Raw genomic sequence first — 12,696 nt, 5'->3', positions numbered from 1 at the left:
GCGTCGTATGCGGTATCGAGGGGCAGAACGCCCGGCAATGCACTGTGCCGAAGAAATGTGCATTGCATCATCGGCGTGGTTTAATCCCCGAAATCCTCAACGACAAGCACTATTCAAACGGATTTCAAATTTAATCGATTGTGTTTTTTCTGCGGGAAGCAAGCCTCAATCTTCGACGTCGGCGTTAACCATATCCGCCAAAGGTTAATGCATCGAGACGGATTTCCGGACCTTTTCGACGGCACTTCGTGTTAACCTTTCGTTAGCTTTTTGCGCTCGGAGGCCGGCATGACGCCGATTCAGATCACATCCACGCTGCTCGCGGCGATACTTGTTGCCCTGCCCGCATCCACGGCTTTTAGCAGCGATTACAACAGCAGCCATCGCCACGGCGGCTATCATGCGAAGTGGCGGCCTTCGATCGGCTACACCAATCCGGTGTCGCGCATCCGCGGCGTGGGAACATTCAGCAGCTCGTCCTGGGCATTCAATCTCGACCGCGTTGCCGGTTCGATCCGCGAATATCGGATTTCCGGCCCGCAACTGGCTCCCATGGCGAAGGTGATCGATGTCGAGAGCGAGCCGCCAGGCGGCCTCTTCAATCCGAGGAACGCCTGCTCCTATGAGATGGGCGTATGCGTGATCCGCGGAGATCGCTGACGGTCAGATAAATCGCCAGACGGTGGTTTTCTTGATTTCGCTGTCTTCCAATGCACGGGTGACCGGCACTTCATAGACGGCGCATGCTTCCAGTCGATCCCTGGGACAATAGCTGCGGCCAGGGTCACCGATCAGCACCAGTTTTCCCTCCGCCGCCAGCCGGCCGAACCAAGGCACGAGATCGGCCGCAAAGTCGCGATCGTAGAAGACGTCGCCCGCGAGGATCACGTCGGCATCGATTTCACTTCCAACAAGGTCGTGATCGGTAAAGTCGACTTCCACGCCATTCTCGGCGATGTTGAGCTTCACGGCGCTTGCCACCCACGGATCGATATCCGCCGCGAGGACATGGGCAGCACCGGCCATTTTCGCCGCGATCGCCACCAGTCCCGAACCCGTGGCAAAGTCCAGCACATGGCTGCCCGCAACGGCCTCCGGGTGATCGAGAACGTAGCGGGCGAGCCCCTGCCCGCCAGCCCAGGCGAAGGCCCAGAAGGGCGGTGGCAGACCGATCTGCTCAAGCTCCTCTTCCGTTTTCGACCACAGCTCATGCGCCTCGGCTGCCAGATGCAGCCGGATTTCCGGCACATGCGGCGGCGCCATTATATCCGTATTGGCGAGAATGAAGCTGCGGGGATCGGTCTTCACCGGCCGGTCAGTCCGGCGATCGCGGCGGATTGTCGAGACCACTCAGCCTGCAGATCTCGAAATACTCCTCCTCCGTTACCGGTTGCACGGAAAGCCGCATGGAGGTGACGAGCGACATCTTCTCGAACTTCGGGTTCGTCTTGATATCCTTCAGCGTGACCGGCTTGGGCAGATCGCAGACTGCGCGGATATCGACGCAATCCCATCTTGGATCGTCCTTGGCCGTGGAATCGGGATGGCTGAGGGCACAAACCTCTACGATGCCGACGATCTCCAACCCTTCGTTGGAATGATAGAAGAAGCCTTTGTCTCCGAGCTTCATGGCGCGCATGTTGTTGCGTGCCTGGTAATTGCGCACGCCGGTCCATTCCTCACCCTGCGCGCCCTTGGCCTTCTGCTGCTCCCAGGACCAGGTGGAGGGTTCGGATTTATAAAGCCAATATGCCATGGAAGCTCACTCCGCCGGCTTGTTGAAGACCCAGTTATAGGGCTTCACCTCGACCTTCTCGAAGAGCCCGGCGAGATAATAGGGATCCGCTTCAGCAAGCGCGCGGGCAGCAGCCATGTCTTCCGCCTCGACAATCACCAGGCTGCCATTCGGCTTACCCTCGTCGTCGAGAAACGGGCCGGCCATTTTCAGCGTGCCTTCGGCATTCAGCTTGTTCAGGTGCTCCAAGTGCGCGGGACGGGTCTCCATCCGCACGTTCAGATGGCCGGGCTTGTCGGTGCATAGGAAGGCAAACAGCATCACTTTCTCCTGGAAAAACCTTTATTCGGTGGTGATCGGCCGGGTCATCAACTGTTCCGTCGCCGTGCGGATATCAAGCCTGCCGTCGATGATGGCCGCCACCGCATCGGTAACCGGAAGTTCGACCGAGAACGTTTGCCCGAGCCGGGACGCTACCGACGCGGCGAAGGCGCCTTCCACCAATGGACCGCCGGCGGTGGTCGCAGGCTCGCCCTTGCCGAGCGCTATGCCGAAACGCAGGTTGCGGGACTGGTGGCTGGTTCCCGTCAGCACGAGATCGCCAAGTCCGGAAAGCCCCCGCACGGTATCGGCCTTGCCGCCCATCGCCGTCACCAGCCGCGACATTTCCGCAAGCCCGCGGGAAATCAGCGCCGCGCGGGCGGAATCGCCGAGGCCTGCCCCTTCGACTATGCCGCAGGCGATCGCCAGCACATTCTTGAGCGCGCCGCCGAGCTGGACGCCGATCCGGTCCGTTGCTGCATAAAGCCGGAAAGTCCGGCTGGAGAGCGCAAGCGCCAGCCGTTCCGCGAGAGCATAATCCTCCGCAGCGATCGACATGGCCGTCGGCAGGCCGCGGGCGATATCCGCCGCAAAGCCGGGGCCGGAGAGCACCGTAACGGGATGGTCCGGCAGCTCGCTCTCCAGCACTTCGGTCAGAAGCTTGCCGGAGGCGCGGTCGATCCCCTTGGCGCAGGTGACGACCACGGCGTCCTTGCCGAGATAGGGACCGTAATGCTTGCCGGCGTCCGCATGGGCCTGGGAAGGCATGGCGAAGAGCACGATGCTCGCATCCTCGATCGCATCCGGCTCGGCGGAAAATTCAAGGGAATCAGGCAAGGGCACCCCCGGCAGGGCTGCATCATGCACACGATCCTCACGCAGATCGCTCATCAGTGCGGGGTCTCGTCCTATGAGCGTCACGGAAAATCTGTTCTCAAGGGCGACGACGGCAGCAAGAGCAGTTCCGAAGGCGCCTGCACCGACCACCACGATCCTTTCAGCCGCGCTCATGCCTTCGCACCCCGCTTGCCCGATCCCAATAGAGTTTTCGCGTGAGTGTCGAGCGGCCAGCGCGATCGCGGCTGAACATCGAGCGCATCAGCGGGAAAATCCTGTGCCAGCCTTTCCAGGCCGGCCCAGGCGATCATCGCCGCATTGTCGGTGCAGAGCCTCATCGGTGGAGCAATAAAGCGAAATCCATGCTCCAGGCAGAGCGCCTGCAGCGTGCGCCGGATCTCCTGGTTGGCGGCAACGCCGCCGGCAACCACCAACGCCGGCTCGACATCGAGGCTCATGAATTCCGCCTTGAAGCGGGAAAGACTGCGGCCGATGCGATCTTTCAGCGTGCGCGAGATCGCCTTCTGGAACGAAGCGCAGATATCGGCGACGTCCTGCTCGGACAGAGGAGCAATTTCGGTCGCCGCCTGCCGGACAGCCGTCTTCAATCCGGAAAAGGAGAAGTCTAGTCTGGCTTCGCCGACCAGCGGTCGTGGCAGAGAGAACCGGTCGGGGTCACCCACCTGCGCCGCCTTCTCCACCGCCGGGCCACCCGGATAAGGAAGCCCGAGCAGCTTGGCCGTCTTGTCGAAAGCCTCGCCCAGGGCGTCGTCGATCGTGGTGCCCCAGCGCTCGTAGTCTCCGACGCCGCGCACCAACACGAGCTGGGTATGGCCGCCGGAAACCAGCAGCATGAGATAGGGAAAGGAGAGCCCATCCGTCAGCCGCGCCGTCAGCGCATGGCCCTCGAGATGATTTATCGCCAGCAACGGCTTGCCGGCGGCGCGCGCGAGCGCCTTGGCCGTCATCAATCCGACGATCAGGCCGCCGATCAGGCCGGGCCCGGAGGTCGCGGCGACCGCATCGATATCATCGAGCGACACCTCGGCTCTATGGAGCGCCTCTTCCACCAACCCATCCAGGGCCTCGACATGGGCGCGGGCGGCGATTTCCGGCACCACGCCGCCATAGGCGCTGTGTTCCTCGAGCTGGGAAAGCACCACGTCCGAAAGGATTTCGCCGCGGCCATCCGGATGGCGTGCGACAACGGCCGCGGCGGTTTCGTCGCAGCTTGTTTCGATGCCGAGGATGCGAAGAAAGGTCGCCATGCCCCCTCGTTGATTGCGATGCCGGCCAAACCGGTCTACGAAAGCTCCGGTAACAATGGAATGAAACGGATGCAAACAAAACCTTTCCGGATCGGCACGCGCGGCAGCCCTTTGGCACTCGCCCAGGCTTCCGAAACGCGTGCGCGGCTGATGGCTGCGCACGGTATGCCGGAGGAAATGTTCGAAATCGTGGTGCTGTCGACGGCCGGCGATCGTATTACCGACCGATCGCTGGCCGAGATCGGCGGCAAAGGGCTTTTCACACAGGAGCTGGAGGAGCAGCTTCTTTCGGGCAACCTCGATTTTGCCGTACACTCCTCCAAGGACATGCCGACGAAACTGCCGGATGGCCTGCAGCTTTCGGCCTACCTGCCGCGAGAGGATTTTCGCGACGCCTTCATCGGCCGCACCGCGCCGACGCTAACCGCCCTTCCCGATGGCGCGACGGTCGGCTCCTCCTCCCTTCGCCGGCAGGCGCTGATCCGCCGCATCCGGCCGGATATCAACGTCATCACGTTCCGGGGCCTCGTCGATACCCGTCTGCGCAAGCTTCGCGAAGGCCAGGTGGATGGCACCTTGCTCGCCTTTGCCGGCCTCAAGCGGCTGAAGAAGGAAGATGTCGTTACCGAGCTGCTCGACCCCGAGGACTTCCCCCCGGCTCCGGCCCAGGGCGCGATCTGTGTCGAAAGCCGGATCGACGACACCCGCATCAATGCGCTTCTCGAAGCGATCAACGACAAGCCGACCTATGATGCGGTCTCCTGCGAGCGTGCCTTCCTGGCGACGCTCGATGGCTCCTGTCGCACGCCGATCGCAGGTTATGCGGTCTGCGAAGACCACCAACTGAAATTTTCCGGCCTCATCCTGACCCCGGATGGCCGTCAGGAGCATGCGATAACTGTCGAAGGCTCGCGCGACGAGGCCGAGAAGCTCGGCCGGCGGGCCGGAGAAGCCGTGCGCGCGGCTGCAGGCACCAGCTTCTTCGACAGCTGGACCTAAGACATGCGGGTCGTCGTCACCCGCCCCCTTGCCTCGGCCGGACGCACGGCCGAACGGCTTGCCTCGATGGGCCACGAGCCGGTGCTTTTTCCGCTGACCGAGGCCCGACACTATCCCACGGCAGTGGCGGAAGCGCTGGAGGAGCCGCATTTCGCCATCGCCGTCACCAGTGCCGAGGCTGTTCGCTGCATGCGGGAACTCGGTCCAAAACTGGCTCCCTATCGCGGCGAAGCTCTCTTCGCCGTCGGAGAAGCCACTGCCGATGCGGCCCGGGAGGCGGGTTTCCGCTTCATCCATCTCGGGCCGGGCACCGGCGCGGAGCTGGCGGCGCATATAGCGGGCACCGATAGCGCGCGCCAGGCGACATCGCCGCTGCTTTACCTCGCCGGCAAACCTCGCTCGCCCGCCTTCGAGGAAGGGCTTCGCCATCGCGGTATCCCGTTCGTGACGGCGGAATGTTATGAAATGATCCCGGTGATGCCGGGGGATGGCCGCCTGCTTATCGACCCGCCCGCCGATGCCGTGCTTCTCTACTCCAGGGAGAATGCAAACCTCTTCTTCGGCCTGGATATCGTGCGGCAAAATGCCCGTGCATTTGCAGGCATGGTCTTCTGCTGCATGAGCGAGAATGTCGCCGAAGCCGTTCCACAGGGTTTCCGCAACGACCTTCGTATTGCGAAAAGACCAGAGGAGCCGAGCCTTCTCGCCCTTCTTTAGTCGAGGTGAGGAGCAAAATCCCGTGCGGCCCTTCCCTTCGCCGGGCCCGCCGACTAGTTTGCAAGAAGCAAATGCAGAATGAGGTCCCCATGGTTTCGGAAAAGCCGCCCCGCCGTTCCAGAAAGGCCAACGAGCCGGTCACGATAGACCTTTCGGCCGAGGAAACGAGCGCGGTTGCGGAACCGATACGCAGCAACGACACCGACGAACCGGTCACGCCAACGGAAGAGGAAAGCCTTCGGGATACCGAGGCCGCGAGCCCCGACGCCGGTAAGAGCGAGGATGAGAAGGAAGGCGGCGCGGAAGCCTCGTCCGAACCGTCCTCCGCCGAAGAAGCCATCAGGGAAGATGTGCCGGAGGAGGCGGACACCAAGGCCGGTTTCACTACTCCACCCCAACCGGCACCCGCCTCACAGACGCGGCTACGTCAGAGCCCCGCGACCTCCACCCTGATCGCCTCCGGCATATTCGGCGGCATCGTGGCGCTCGCCCTTGCAGGCAGCATGCAATATGCGGGGTATCTCCCTGCCGCAACGCCCGCACCTCCCCCAGCACCGGTCGCCGATACCAGCGCCCTCTCCTCGCAGATTGCGAGCCTGCAGCAGGAAATCGCGACACTGAGGGAAAGGCCGACTGCCGATACCGCCGGGCTTCAGGCCCGTGTCGAAGCGCTGGAAACCACTTCCAGCACCACTCCCGCCCCGGCCGACACCGAAGCGCTTGCTGCGCTGAAGAGCGACGTCGACCTCCTGCGCTCCGCCGTGGAAACCACCGCCGGAAATGATGCGGAGCTCGAACGCCGGCTGATCGAGGCCGAGGCCAAGCTGAATCGGCCCGGAGCGGAAGAGCAGGTGGCGCGAGCCGTGGCCGCGTCTGCGTTGAAGGCCGCCGTCGATCGCGGCGGGCCATTCACCACTGAGCTGGAAACCTTCGCCGGCCTCGTCGCCGATGATCCCGCGGTCGCCGAGCTGCGGAAATTCAGCGCCACCGGCGCTCCCTCCCGCGCCGGGTTGCTGCAGGACTTCCCGGCGGCAGCCAATGCAATCCTCGATTCCGTGAGCCAGCCCGATCCCAACCAGGGCATAGCGAGCCGCCTGATGGGAAGCGCGTTTTCCGTCGTGAAGGTCCGCCGCGTGGGTGATGCCGAGGGCGATACGCCGGAAGCGATCGTGGCCCGCATGGAGAACAGGCTGCGCGAGAACGACCTGCAGGGAGCGGCGGCGGAATGGGAAAAGCTGCCGGAGCCCGCAAAAGCCGCGTCCAAGCAATTCAAGCAGGGACTGGATGGGCGCATCCAGGTGGAAAAGCTGGTCGGCGATAGCCTCGCGCGCGTCATGAGCGGCACGGGTCGACAAGGCTGAGGACGTATTATGATGGTCAGACTAATCGCCTTCCTCCTTCTCGTCCTCGCACTCGGCTGGGGTTTTTCATGGCTCGCCGACCGGCCGGGCCTGATCTCCATCACCTGGCAGGATCATCTGATCGAAACGAGCGTGATGGTCGCCGCCACCTTCGTGGTCGCGCTCGTCGCCGCCGCGATGATCGTCTGGTGGCTCCTCCAGGGTGTCTGGAACTCGCCGCATTCGGTTCGCCGCTATTTCCGTGCCCGCAAGCGCGATCGCGGCTATCAGGCGCTCTCCACCGGCCTCATTGCCGCCGGGGCCGGCAATTCCCTCCTCGCCCGCAAGATGAGCGCCCGCACCAAAGGGCTGCTGAGCGCCGATCAGGAGCCGCTGATCCACCTTCTGGAAGCCCAGGCAGCCCTCATCGAGGGCAAGCACGATGAGGCAAGGCAAAAATTCGAACAGATGGTCGAAGACCCGGAAACCCGGGAACTGGGATTGCGGGGCCTCTACATGGAGGCCCGCCGGCTGGGCGCCAACGACGCAGCCCGCCAATATGCTGAAAAAGCGGTGGAGAACGCTCCCTATCTCCCCTGGGCAGCCCAGGCTACGCTCGAATACCGCTGTCAGTCCGGCCACTGGGATGATGCCATTCGCCTTCTCGACCAGCAGCGCGTCGCCAACGTGGTCGACAAGGGCCAGGCCGATCGATGGAAGGCGGTTCTCCTGACGGCCAAGGCCGGCGACCGGCTGGAAGGCGACCCGAAGGGAGCCCGCGACGATGCGCTCGCCGCCCTGAAACTGGTCAAGGATCTGGTGCCTGCGGCGGTGATTGCGGCCAAGGCTTGTTTACGCGAAGACAATGTCCGGCGCGCCGCCTCCCTTCTGGAGAGCGTGTGGAAACTCACGCCTCATCCGGAGATCGCCAGCACCTATGTCCGCGCACGGAGCGGCGACAGTGCCGTGGATCGATTGAAACGGGCCGAAAAGCTCGAGGCGATGCGACCGAACAATGTGGAATCGCTTCTCGCGGTCGCTCAGGCCGCACTCGACGCACAACAGTTCAGGAAGGCACGCGCCAAGGCCGAAGCCGCCATCCGCATGGACCCGCGCGAATCCGCCTATCTGCTGCTTGCCGATGTCGAGGAAGCCGAATCCGGCGATCAGGGCCGCGTGCGGCACTGGATGGCTCAAGCGCTCCGGGCTGCGCGTGACCCCGCCTGGGTGGCTGACGGCATGGTTTCGGAGAAGTGGCTGCCGATCTCGCCCGTGAGCGGCAGGCTCGATGCCTTCGAATGGAAGGTCCCCTTCGGTCAGCTCGAAAGCCCAGTGGAGGAAGGCACGCTTGCGGCGGACGATGCGATCGCCCCTCTGCCGCCGGCCTCGGAAATCGCCCCGGCACCGCGGCGGGAAGAGCCGCGGAAGGCGCCCGCGACCATAGAGCTTTCCGTCCCGAAGGCCGAAAAGGAAGCGGCACCTGTTGCAGCAAGGTCACCAGCGCGCAGCAATGTGAAGCCTCAAGAGGAAAAAACACCGGAAATCGACGAAGAGGTGGTTCCATTTTTCGGACGACCACCAGATGATCCCGGCGTCAAGGATCCCGACGCCGCCCAACCTGCGACGAGGCTCCGGCTTTTCTAAAGGAGAGGGCCAAGCATAGATGTTGGATCGCATCCAGGCCTTCCTCCATACGCTCACCGCATCGCATCATACCGACGAATTCGCGCCCGATGATCCGCGCGTGGCTTTCGTAGCACTCTGCTTTCAGGTGATGGAGGCGGACGGCAATGTGTCGAAGCAGGAGCAGAAGAAATTCCGCGACCTCATTCGCCAACGCTACAATCTGAGCGAGGAGCGGCTGAAGGCTCTGATCGAGATCGGCCGCGACGAAAGCCGTGAAGCAGTTGACTATTATCGTTTCACCTCCGATCTTAAGCGGCATCTCGCCAACGAAGAAGATCGTATCGAGCTGCTCGGCATTCTCTGGGATATCGTCTATGCCGATGGAGATAGGAACGAGATCGAAGATCACGTGATCTGGCGGATAGCCGATCTTCTCGGTGTCTCGGCACGCGATCGGGTCTTGCAGCGCCAAGAGGCAGCGGCGCGTGTTTCGGGAGGAGACCAGGGAGGAAATTGAGGACCGTAATATGCTGATTCTTCCCTCCCGCCGTACTAGGAAGCAGCCGATATTGATCGTGCTCCATCAGGAGCGCTCCTCTCCTGGCCGCGTCGGCCAGATGCTCGTCGAAAAGAGCTATCCTCTCGATATCCGCCGTCCCGTTCTTGGCGATCCGTTGCCGGATACCCTGGCGGAACATTCCGGCGCCGTGATCTTCGGCGGCCCCATGAGCGCCAACGACCCCGATCCCTTCGTCAAGACGGAAATCGATTGGATCGGAGTGCCGCTCAAGGAAAACCGGCCCTTTCTCGGGATTTGCCTGGGCGCGCAGATGATGGTGCGGCACCTGGGCGGCAAGGTCGCTGCCGACAAGGAAGGGCTCACCGAAATCGGCTGGTATCCGTTGCACGCCACCGAACATGGCCGGCTTCTGATGCACTGGCCGAAGATGGTCTATCACTTCCACCGCGAAGGTTTCAGCCTGCCGACCGGCGCTCATCTGCTCGCGGAAGGCGATGCCTATCCGAACCAGGCAATCCGCTACGGCGACAATGCCTGGGGCCTGCAGTTCCATGCGGAACTTACCCGGGCGATGATGCAGCGATGGGTGGTCCGTGGCGAGCATCGCTTCGTCATGCCGAATGCCCAACAAGGCCGGGAGCACCTGGAAGGACGCATGATCTTCGACCAGCCTCTGCGTGAGTGGCTATGGCAGTTCCTGGACCTGGTTTTCGAACGGCAGTTCGCAACGGAAAAAGCACCAGCCGAGGCCGAACCCAAGCGGAGCCTTCAGGCGGGCTGAGCGGCGGTATTTTCGCGATCCGGAGCTTCCAGGCTATCGATGTTCCGGAGCTTCGGAAAGGCAAGCGCCCAGGCAATGGCGACCGCGAGCGTGCCGATGCCGCCGACCACCACCGCCGGCACCGCGCCGAAGATGGACGCCATCGTGCCCGCCCGGAACTCCCCAAGCTCGTTCGAAGCGCCGACGAACACCATGTTCACCGCATTGACGCGGCCGCGAACCTCGTCCGGCGTCCAGAGTACGATCAGCGTCTCGCGCACATAGACGGAAATCATGTCGGAGGCGCCCATCAGCATCAGCGCGGCGATGGATACCCATGCCGTTTCCGAGAGGCCGAAGATCACAGTACCCACGCCGAACAGGGCGACGCCGATGAACATCGCTATACCGGCATGATGGCGAACCGGATGAAAGGCGAGCCAGACCGCAACGACGACTGCGCCGATGCCGGGCGCGGCCCGCAATAGGCCAAGGCCCCAGGGCCCGAGCGCCAGCACATCGCGCGCAAAGATCGGCATCAGCGCTACCGCGCCGCCGAGCAGCACGGCGAAAAGATCGAGCGAAATGGCGCCTAGCACCACTTTCTCTTTCGAAATGAACCGGAAGCCGGCGAGAATCTCTTCCCAGTTCACGGCCTTCGAGGGGCTCCGCTGCGCGGGCTTGGGAATCATCAACACCAGAACCGCCGCCAGGATCAGCAGCGCAAGCGCGACGGAATAGGCCACGACCGCGCTTGCGCCATAAAGCAAGCCGCCCATGACCGGCCCCAGGATTGCCGCCATTTGCCAGGAAGAGGAATTCCAGGCGATCGCATTCGCGAGATCTTTCTCAGGGACCAGATTCGGCGCAAGCGACTGCACCGCCGGCCCCATGAAAGCACGCTCGACACCGAAGACGAGCAGGATACCGAAGACCGGCAAGGGAGCAAAGGCGCCGGCGAGCGTCAGCCCCAGAAGCGCCGCCGAACAACCGGCACCGATGACGAGGCAGATGGCCACGATGGCCCTGCGATTGTACCGGTCGGCGACCGAGCCGGTAACAAGGATCAGGAGAAGGGAGGGCAGAAACTGGAAAAGGCCGATCAGTCCGAGATAGAGCGCGCTGCCGGTAACATCATACATTTGCCAGCCGACAGCGACGCTCACAATCTGGATCGCGAAGGCGGCGAGAAACCGGGATGCGAAGAAACGCGCGTAGGATGCATGCCGAAAGGCAGCAAAGCGATCACCGGTACTGGGAATGGACATGAGCGGCTTCCAGGAAGGGCAGGAGCGGCAAATCCCGGAAATGCCCGTGGAACTTGATTCGCCTGCTGTGCATATGCGGCACTTGCCCGTTAGTTCGCCAATGTCTACATGTCTGTCAACAACGAATTGGAGACTTGGATGTACGCGCTGTTTCAGACCATAGATTTGGCCTTGAACCTCTACACGTGGGTGCTGATCGCCAGCGCCATTTTCTCCTGGCTCTATGCCTTCAACGTCATCAACTCGCGAAACCAGTTCGTCGATGCGATCGGCCGTTTCCTCTACAACATCACCGAACCGGTCCTGCGGCCGATCCGCCGCATCATGCCCGATCTCGGCGGCATCGACATCTCGCCCATCATCGTCCTGCTGATTATCTTCTTCCTGCGCTCGCTGATGTGGACGACCGTCTATCCGATGGTCGCGTGAGCCGGCCCTACAGCAGGCAATCGGATCACCTTCGCCTCTCAATTCGCCTGACGCCGAATGCCCGGCATGACGGTTTCGACGGGATCGAAATCGGAACCGACGGCGAGGCTTACCTAAAAGCCCGCGTCACCGAGATCCCCGAGAGCGGCAAGGCCAACAAGGCCCTCATCGCCTTGCTTGCGAGCACACTGAAGCGGCCGAAATCCTCGATTTCCATTCTCTCCGGAGAAACGGCGCGCAAAAAAATCCTCCGGATCGATGGCGACCCGGAGGAGATTGCAGAAAAGCTCGAAGCCGTCTTGCGGGGCTGAATTACTTCTTGTCGGCTTGATAGCGCTCGATCGCCTCGACGATCAGCTTCTTGGCGACATCGACACCTTGCCAGCCACCGATCTTCACCCATTTGCCGGGCTCCAGATCCTTGTAGTGCTCGAAGAAGTGCTCGATCTGCTTCAGCGTGATTTCCGGCAGGTCGGTGTAGTTCTTGACCTTGTCGTAGCGCTGGGTGAGCTTCGGAACCGGCACGGCGATGATCTTCTCGTCCTTGCCGCCATCGTCTTCCATGACCATGACGCCGATCGGGCGGACGTTGATGACGCAGCCGGGCACCAGCGGACGCGTATTGCAGATCAGAACGTCGATCGGATCGCCATCCTCGGAGAGCGTATGGGGCACGAAACCGTAATTGCCCGGATAGGTCATCGGCGTGTAGAGGAAGCGGTCGACGACCAGCGCTCCGGCTTCCTTGTCCATCTCGTACTTGATCGGATGGCCGCCTACCGGCACCTCGACAATGACGTTGACATCTTCCGGCGGGTTCTTGCCAACAGAAATCGCATCAATACGCATTCTTTTCCCCGATGAGGTTAACTGTCC

16 protein-coding genes are annotated in these 12,696 nt (G+C 62.4%); 9 read left to right on the top strand and 7 right to left on the bottom strand.

Translation table 11 applies throughout. From position 1 onward, the window contains the following. The first annotated feature begins 288 nt into the window (after window positions 1-288). Entirely contained in the window at window positions 289-660 is a 372-nt protein-coding gene (locus YH62_RS21310; protein WP_046796284.1) for a hypothetical protein, read from the top strand. Between the two features lie 3 nt (window positions 661-663). Here the strand turns inward: YH62_RS21310 and YH62_RS21305 are convergent, their stop codons facing one another. Genes YH62_RS21305 through tsaD form a run of 5 tightly spaced genes read right to left on the bottom strand, consistent with a single transcriptional unit; the run spans window position 664 to window position 4,161 of the window. Beyond that, on the bottom strand, window positions 664-1,308 hold the full coding sequence (locus YH62_RS21305; protein WP_046796423.1) for a methyltransferase: 645 nt from the start codon (window positions 1,306-1,308) through the stop codon (window positions 664-666). Between the two features lie 7 nt (window positions 1,309-1,315). Beyond that, complete coding sequence (locus YH62_RS21300) at window positions 1,316-1,756, bottom strand: EVE domain-containing protein (protein WP_046796283.1); 441 nt, start codon at window positions 1,754-1,756, stop codon at window positions 1,316-1,318. A 6-nt stretch (window positions 1,757-1,762) separates the two neighbouring features. Further along, on the bottom strand, window positions 1,763-2,056 hold the full coding sequence (locus YH62_RS21295; protein ID WP_046796282.1) for a YciI-like protein: 294 nt from the start codon (window positions 2,054-2,056) through the stop codon (window positions 1,763-1,765). Between the two features lie 21 nt (window positions 2,057-2,077). Continuing rightward, window positions 2,078-3,067, bottom strand: coding sequence for an NAD(P)H-dependent glycerol-3-phosphate dehydrogenase (locus tag YH62_RS21290; protein WP_046796281.1), 990 nt, complete (start codon window positions 3,065-3,067; stop codon window positions 2,078-2,080). Next, window positions 3,064-4,161, bottom strand: a complete 1,098-nt coding sequence (tsaD, locus tag YH62_RS21285) for a tRNA (adenosine(37)-N6)-threonylcarbamoyltransferase complex transferase subunit TsaD (protein ID WP_046796280.1) — start codon at window positions 4,159-4,161, stop codon at window positions 3,064-3,066. Before tsaD ends, YH62_RS21290 begins: the two co-directional genes overlap by 4 nt. A gap of 69 nt (window positions 4,162-4,230) precedes the next feature. Between tsaD and hemC the strand changes: the two genes are divergently transcribed. From hemC to YH62_RS21255, 6 genes are all read left to right on the top strand, one after another. Beyond that, complete coding sequence (hemC, locus tag YH62_RS21280; protein WP_046796422.1) at window positions 4,231-5,160, top strand: hydroxymethylbilane synthase; 930 nt, start codon at window positions 4,231-4,233, stop codon at window positions 5,158-5,160. 3 nt (window positions 5,161-5,163) lie between these two features. Continuing rightward, a complete protein-coding gene (locus YH62_RS21275; protein WP_046796279.1) occupies window positions 5,164-5,877 on the top strand; it encodes a uroporphyrinogen-III synthase in 714 nt (237 codons plus the stop codon). A gap of 89 nt (window positions 5,878-5,966) precedes the next feature. Continuing rightward, window positions 5,967-7,238, top strand: coding sequence for a COG4223 family protein (locus YH62_RS21270; RefSeq protein WP_046796278.1), 1,272 nt, complete (start codon window positions 5,967-5,969; stop codon window positions 7,236-7,238). A 12-nt stretch (window positions 7,239-7,250) separates the two neighbouring features. Continuing rightward, window positions 7,251-8,861 carry a heme biosynthesis protein HemY gene (locus YH62_RS21265; protein WP_046796421.1) on the top strand — a complete coding sequence of 537 codons (1,611 nt, stop codon included), beginning with the start codon at window positions 7,251-7,253 and terminating at the stop codon, window positions 8,859-8,861. 19 nt (window positions 8,862-8,880) lie between these two features. Next, complete coding sequence (locus YH62_RS21260) at window positions 8,881-9,360, top strand: TerB family tellurite resistance protein (protein ID WP_046796277.1); 480 nt, start codon at window positions 8,881-8,883, stop codon at window positions 9,358-9,360. Between the two features lie 10 nt (window positions 9,361-9,370). Beyond that, complete coding sequence (locus YH62_RS21255) at window positions 9,371-10,144, top strand: glutamine amidotransferase (RefSeq protein ID WP_046796276.1); 774 nt, start codon at window positions 9,371-9,373, stop codon at window positions 10,142-10,144. Here YH62_RS21255 and YH62_RS21250 read toward each other — a convergent pair. Continuing rightward, window positions 10,132-11,391 carry an MFS transporter gene (locus tag YH62_RS21250; RefSeq protein WP_046796275.1) on the bottom strand — a complete coding sequence of 420 codons (1,260 nt, stop codon included), beginning with the start codon at window positions 11,389-11,391 and terminating at the stop codon, window positions 10,132-10,134. The genes YH62_RS21255 and YH62_RS21250 overlap by 13 nt on opposite strands. Window positions 11,392-11,529: 138 nt before the next feature. Here YH62_RS21250 and YH62_RS21245 point away from each other — a divergent pair, with 138 nt between their 5' ends. Beyond that, window positions 11,530-11,820, top strand: coding sequence for a YggT family protein (locus YH62_RS21245; RefSeq protein ID WP_046796274.1), 291 nt, complete (start codon window positions 11,530-11,532; stop codon window positions 11,818-11,820). Continuing rightward, entirely contained in the window at window positions 11,817-12,131 is a 315-nt protein-coding gene (locus tag YH62_RS21240) for a DUF167 domain-containing protein (protein WP_046796273.1), read from the top strand. Before YH62_RS21245 ends, YH62_RS21240 begins: the two co-directional genes overlap by 4 nt. Window position 12,132: 1 nt before the next feature. Here YH62_RS21240 and ppa read toward each other — a convergent pair whose 3' ends face one another. Next, entirely contained in the window at window positions 12,133-12,669 is a 537-nt protein-coding gene (ppa, locus tag YH62_RS21235; protein WP_046796272.1) for an inorganic diphosphatase, read from the bottom strand. Window positions 12,670-12,696 lie beyond the last annotated feature (27 nt).

The organism is Rhizobium sp. LC145 (assembly GCF_001005825.1).
Taxonomy (GTDB): Bacteria; Pseudomonadota; Alphaproteobacteria; order Rhizobiales; family Rhizobiaceae; genus Neorhizobium.
The sequence above is the reverse complement of the archived record's forward strand: the minus strand, read 5'-3'. Positions and strand labels throughout refer to the sequence as shown.

Coding starts and splice junctions, on each gene's coding strand:
- YH62_RS21310 (WP_046796284.1), top strand. CDS start 289: ATGACGCCGATTCAGATCACATCCACGCTGCTCGCGGCGATACTTGTT.
- YH62_RS21300 (WP_046796283.1), bottom strand. CDS start 1,756: ATGGCATATTGGCTTTATAAATCCGAACCCTCCACCTGGTCCTGGGAG.
- YH62_RS21295 (WP_046796282.1), bottom strand. CDS start 2,056: ATGCTGTTTGCCTTCCTATGCACCGACAAGCCCGGCCATCTGAACGTG.
- YH62_RS21290 (WP_046796281.1), bottom strand. CDS start 3,067: ATGAGCGCGGCTGAAAGGATCGTGGTGGTCGGTGCAGGCGCCTTCGGA.
- tsaD (WP_046796280.1), bottom strand. CDS start 4,161: ATGGCGACCTTTCTTCGCATCCTCGGCATCGAAACAAGCTGCGACGAA.
- hemC (WP_046796422.1), top strand. CDS start 4,231: ATGCAAACAAAACCTTTCCGGATCGGCACGCGCGGCAGCCCTTTGGCA.
- YH62_RS21275 (WP_046796279.1), top strand. CDS start 5,164: ATGCGGGTCGTCGTCACCCGCCCCCTTGCCTCGGCCGGACGCACGGCC.
- YH62_RS21270 (WP_046796278.1), top strand. CDS start 5,967: ATGGTTTCGGAAAAGCCGCCCCGCCGTTCCAGAAAGGCCAACGAGCCG.
- YH62_RS21265 (WP_046796421.1), top strand. CDS start 7,251: ATGGTCAGACTAATCGCCTTCCTCCTTCTCGTCCTCGCACTCGGCTGG.
- YH62_RS21260 (WP_046796277.1), top strand. CDS start 8,881: ATGTTGGATCGCATCCAGGCCTTCCTCCATACGCTCACCGCATCGCAT.
- YH62_RS21255 (WP_046796276.1), top strand. CDS start 9,371: ATGCTGATTCTTCCCTCCCGCCGTACTAGGAAGCAGCCGATATTGATC.
- YH62_RS21250 (WP_046796275.1), bottom strand. CDS start 11,391: ATGTCCATTCCCAGTACCGGTGATCGCTTTGCTGCCTTTCGGCATGCA.
- YH62_RS21245 (WP_046796274.1), top strand. CDS start 11,530: ATGTACGCGCTGTTTCAGACCATAGATTTGGCCTTGAACCTCTACACG.
- ppa (WP_046796272.1), bottom strand. CDS start 12,669: ATGCGTATTGATGCGATTTCTGTTGGCAAGAACCCGCCGGAAGATGTC.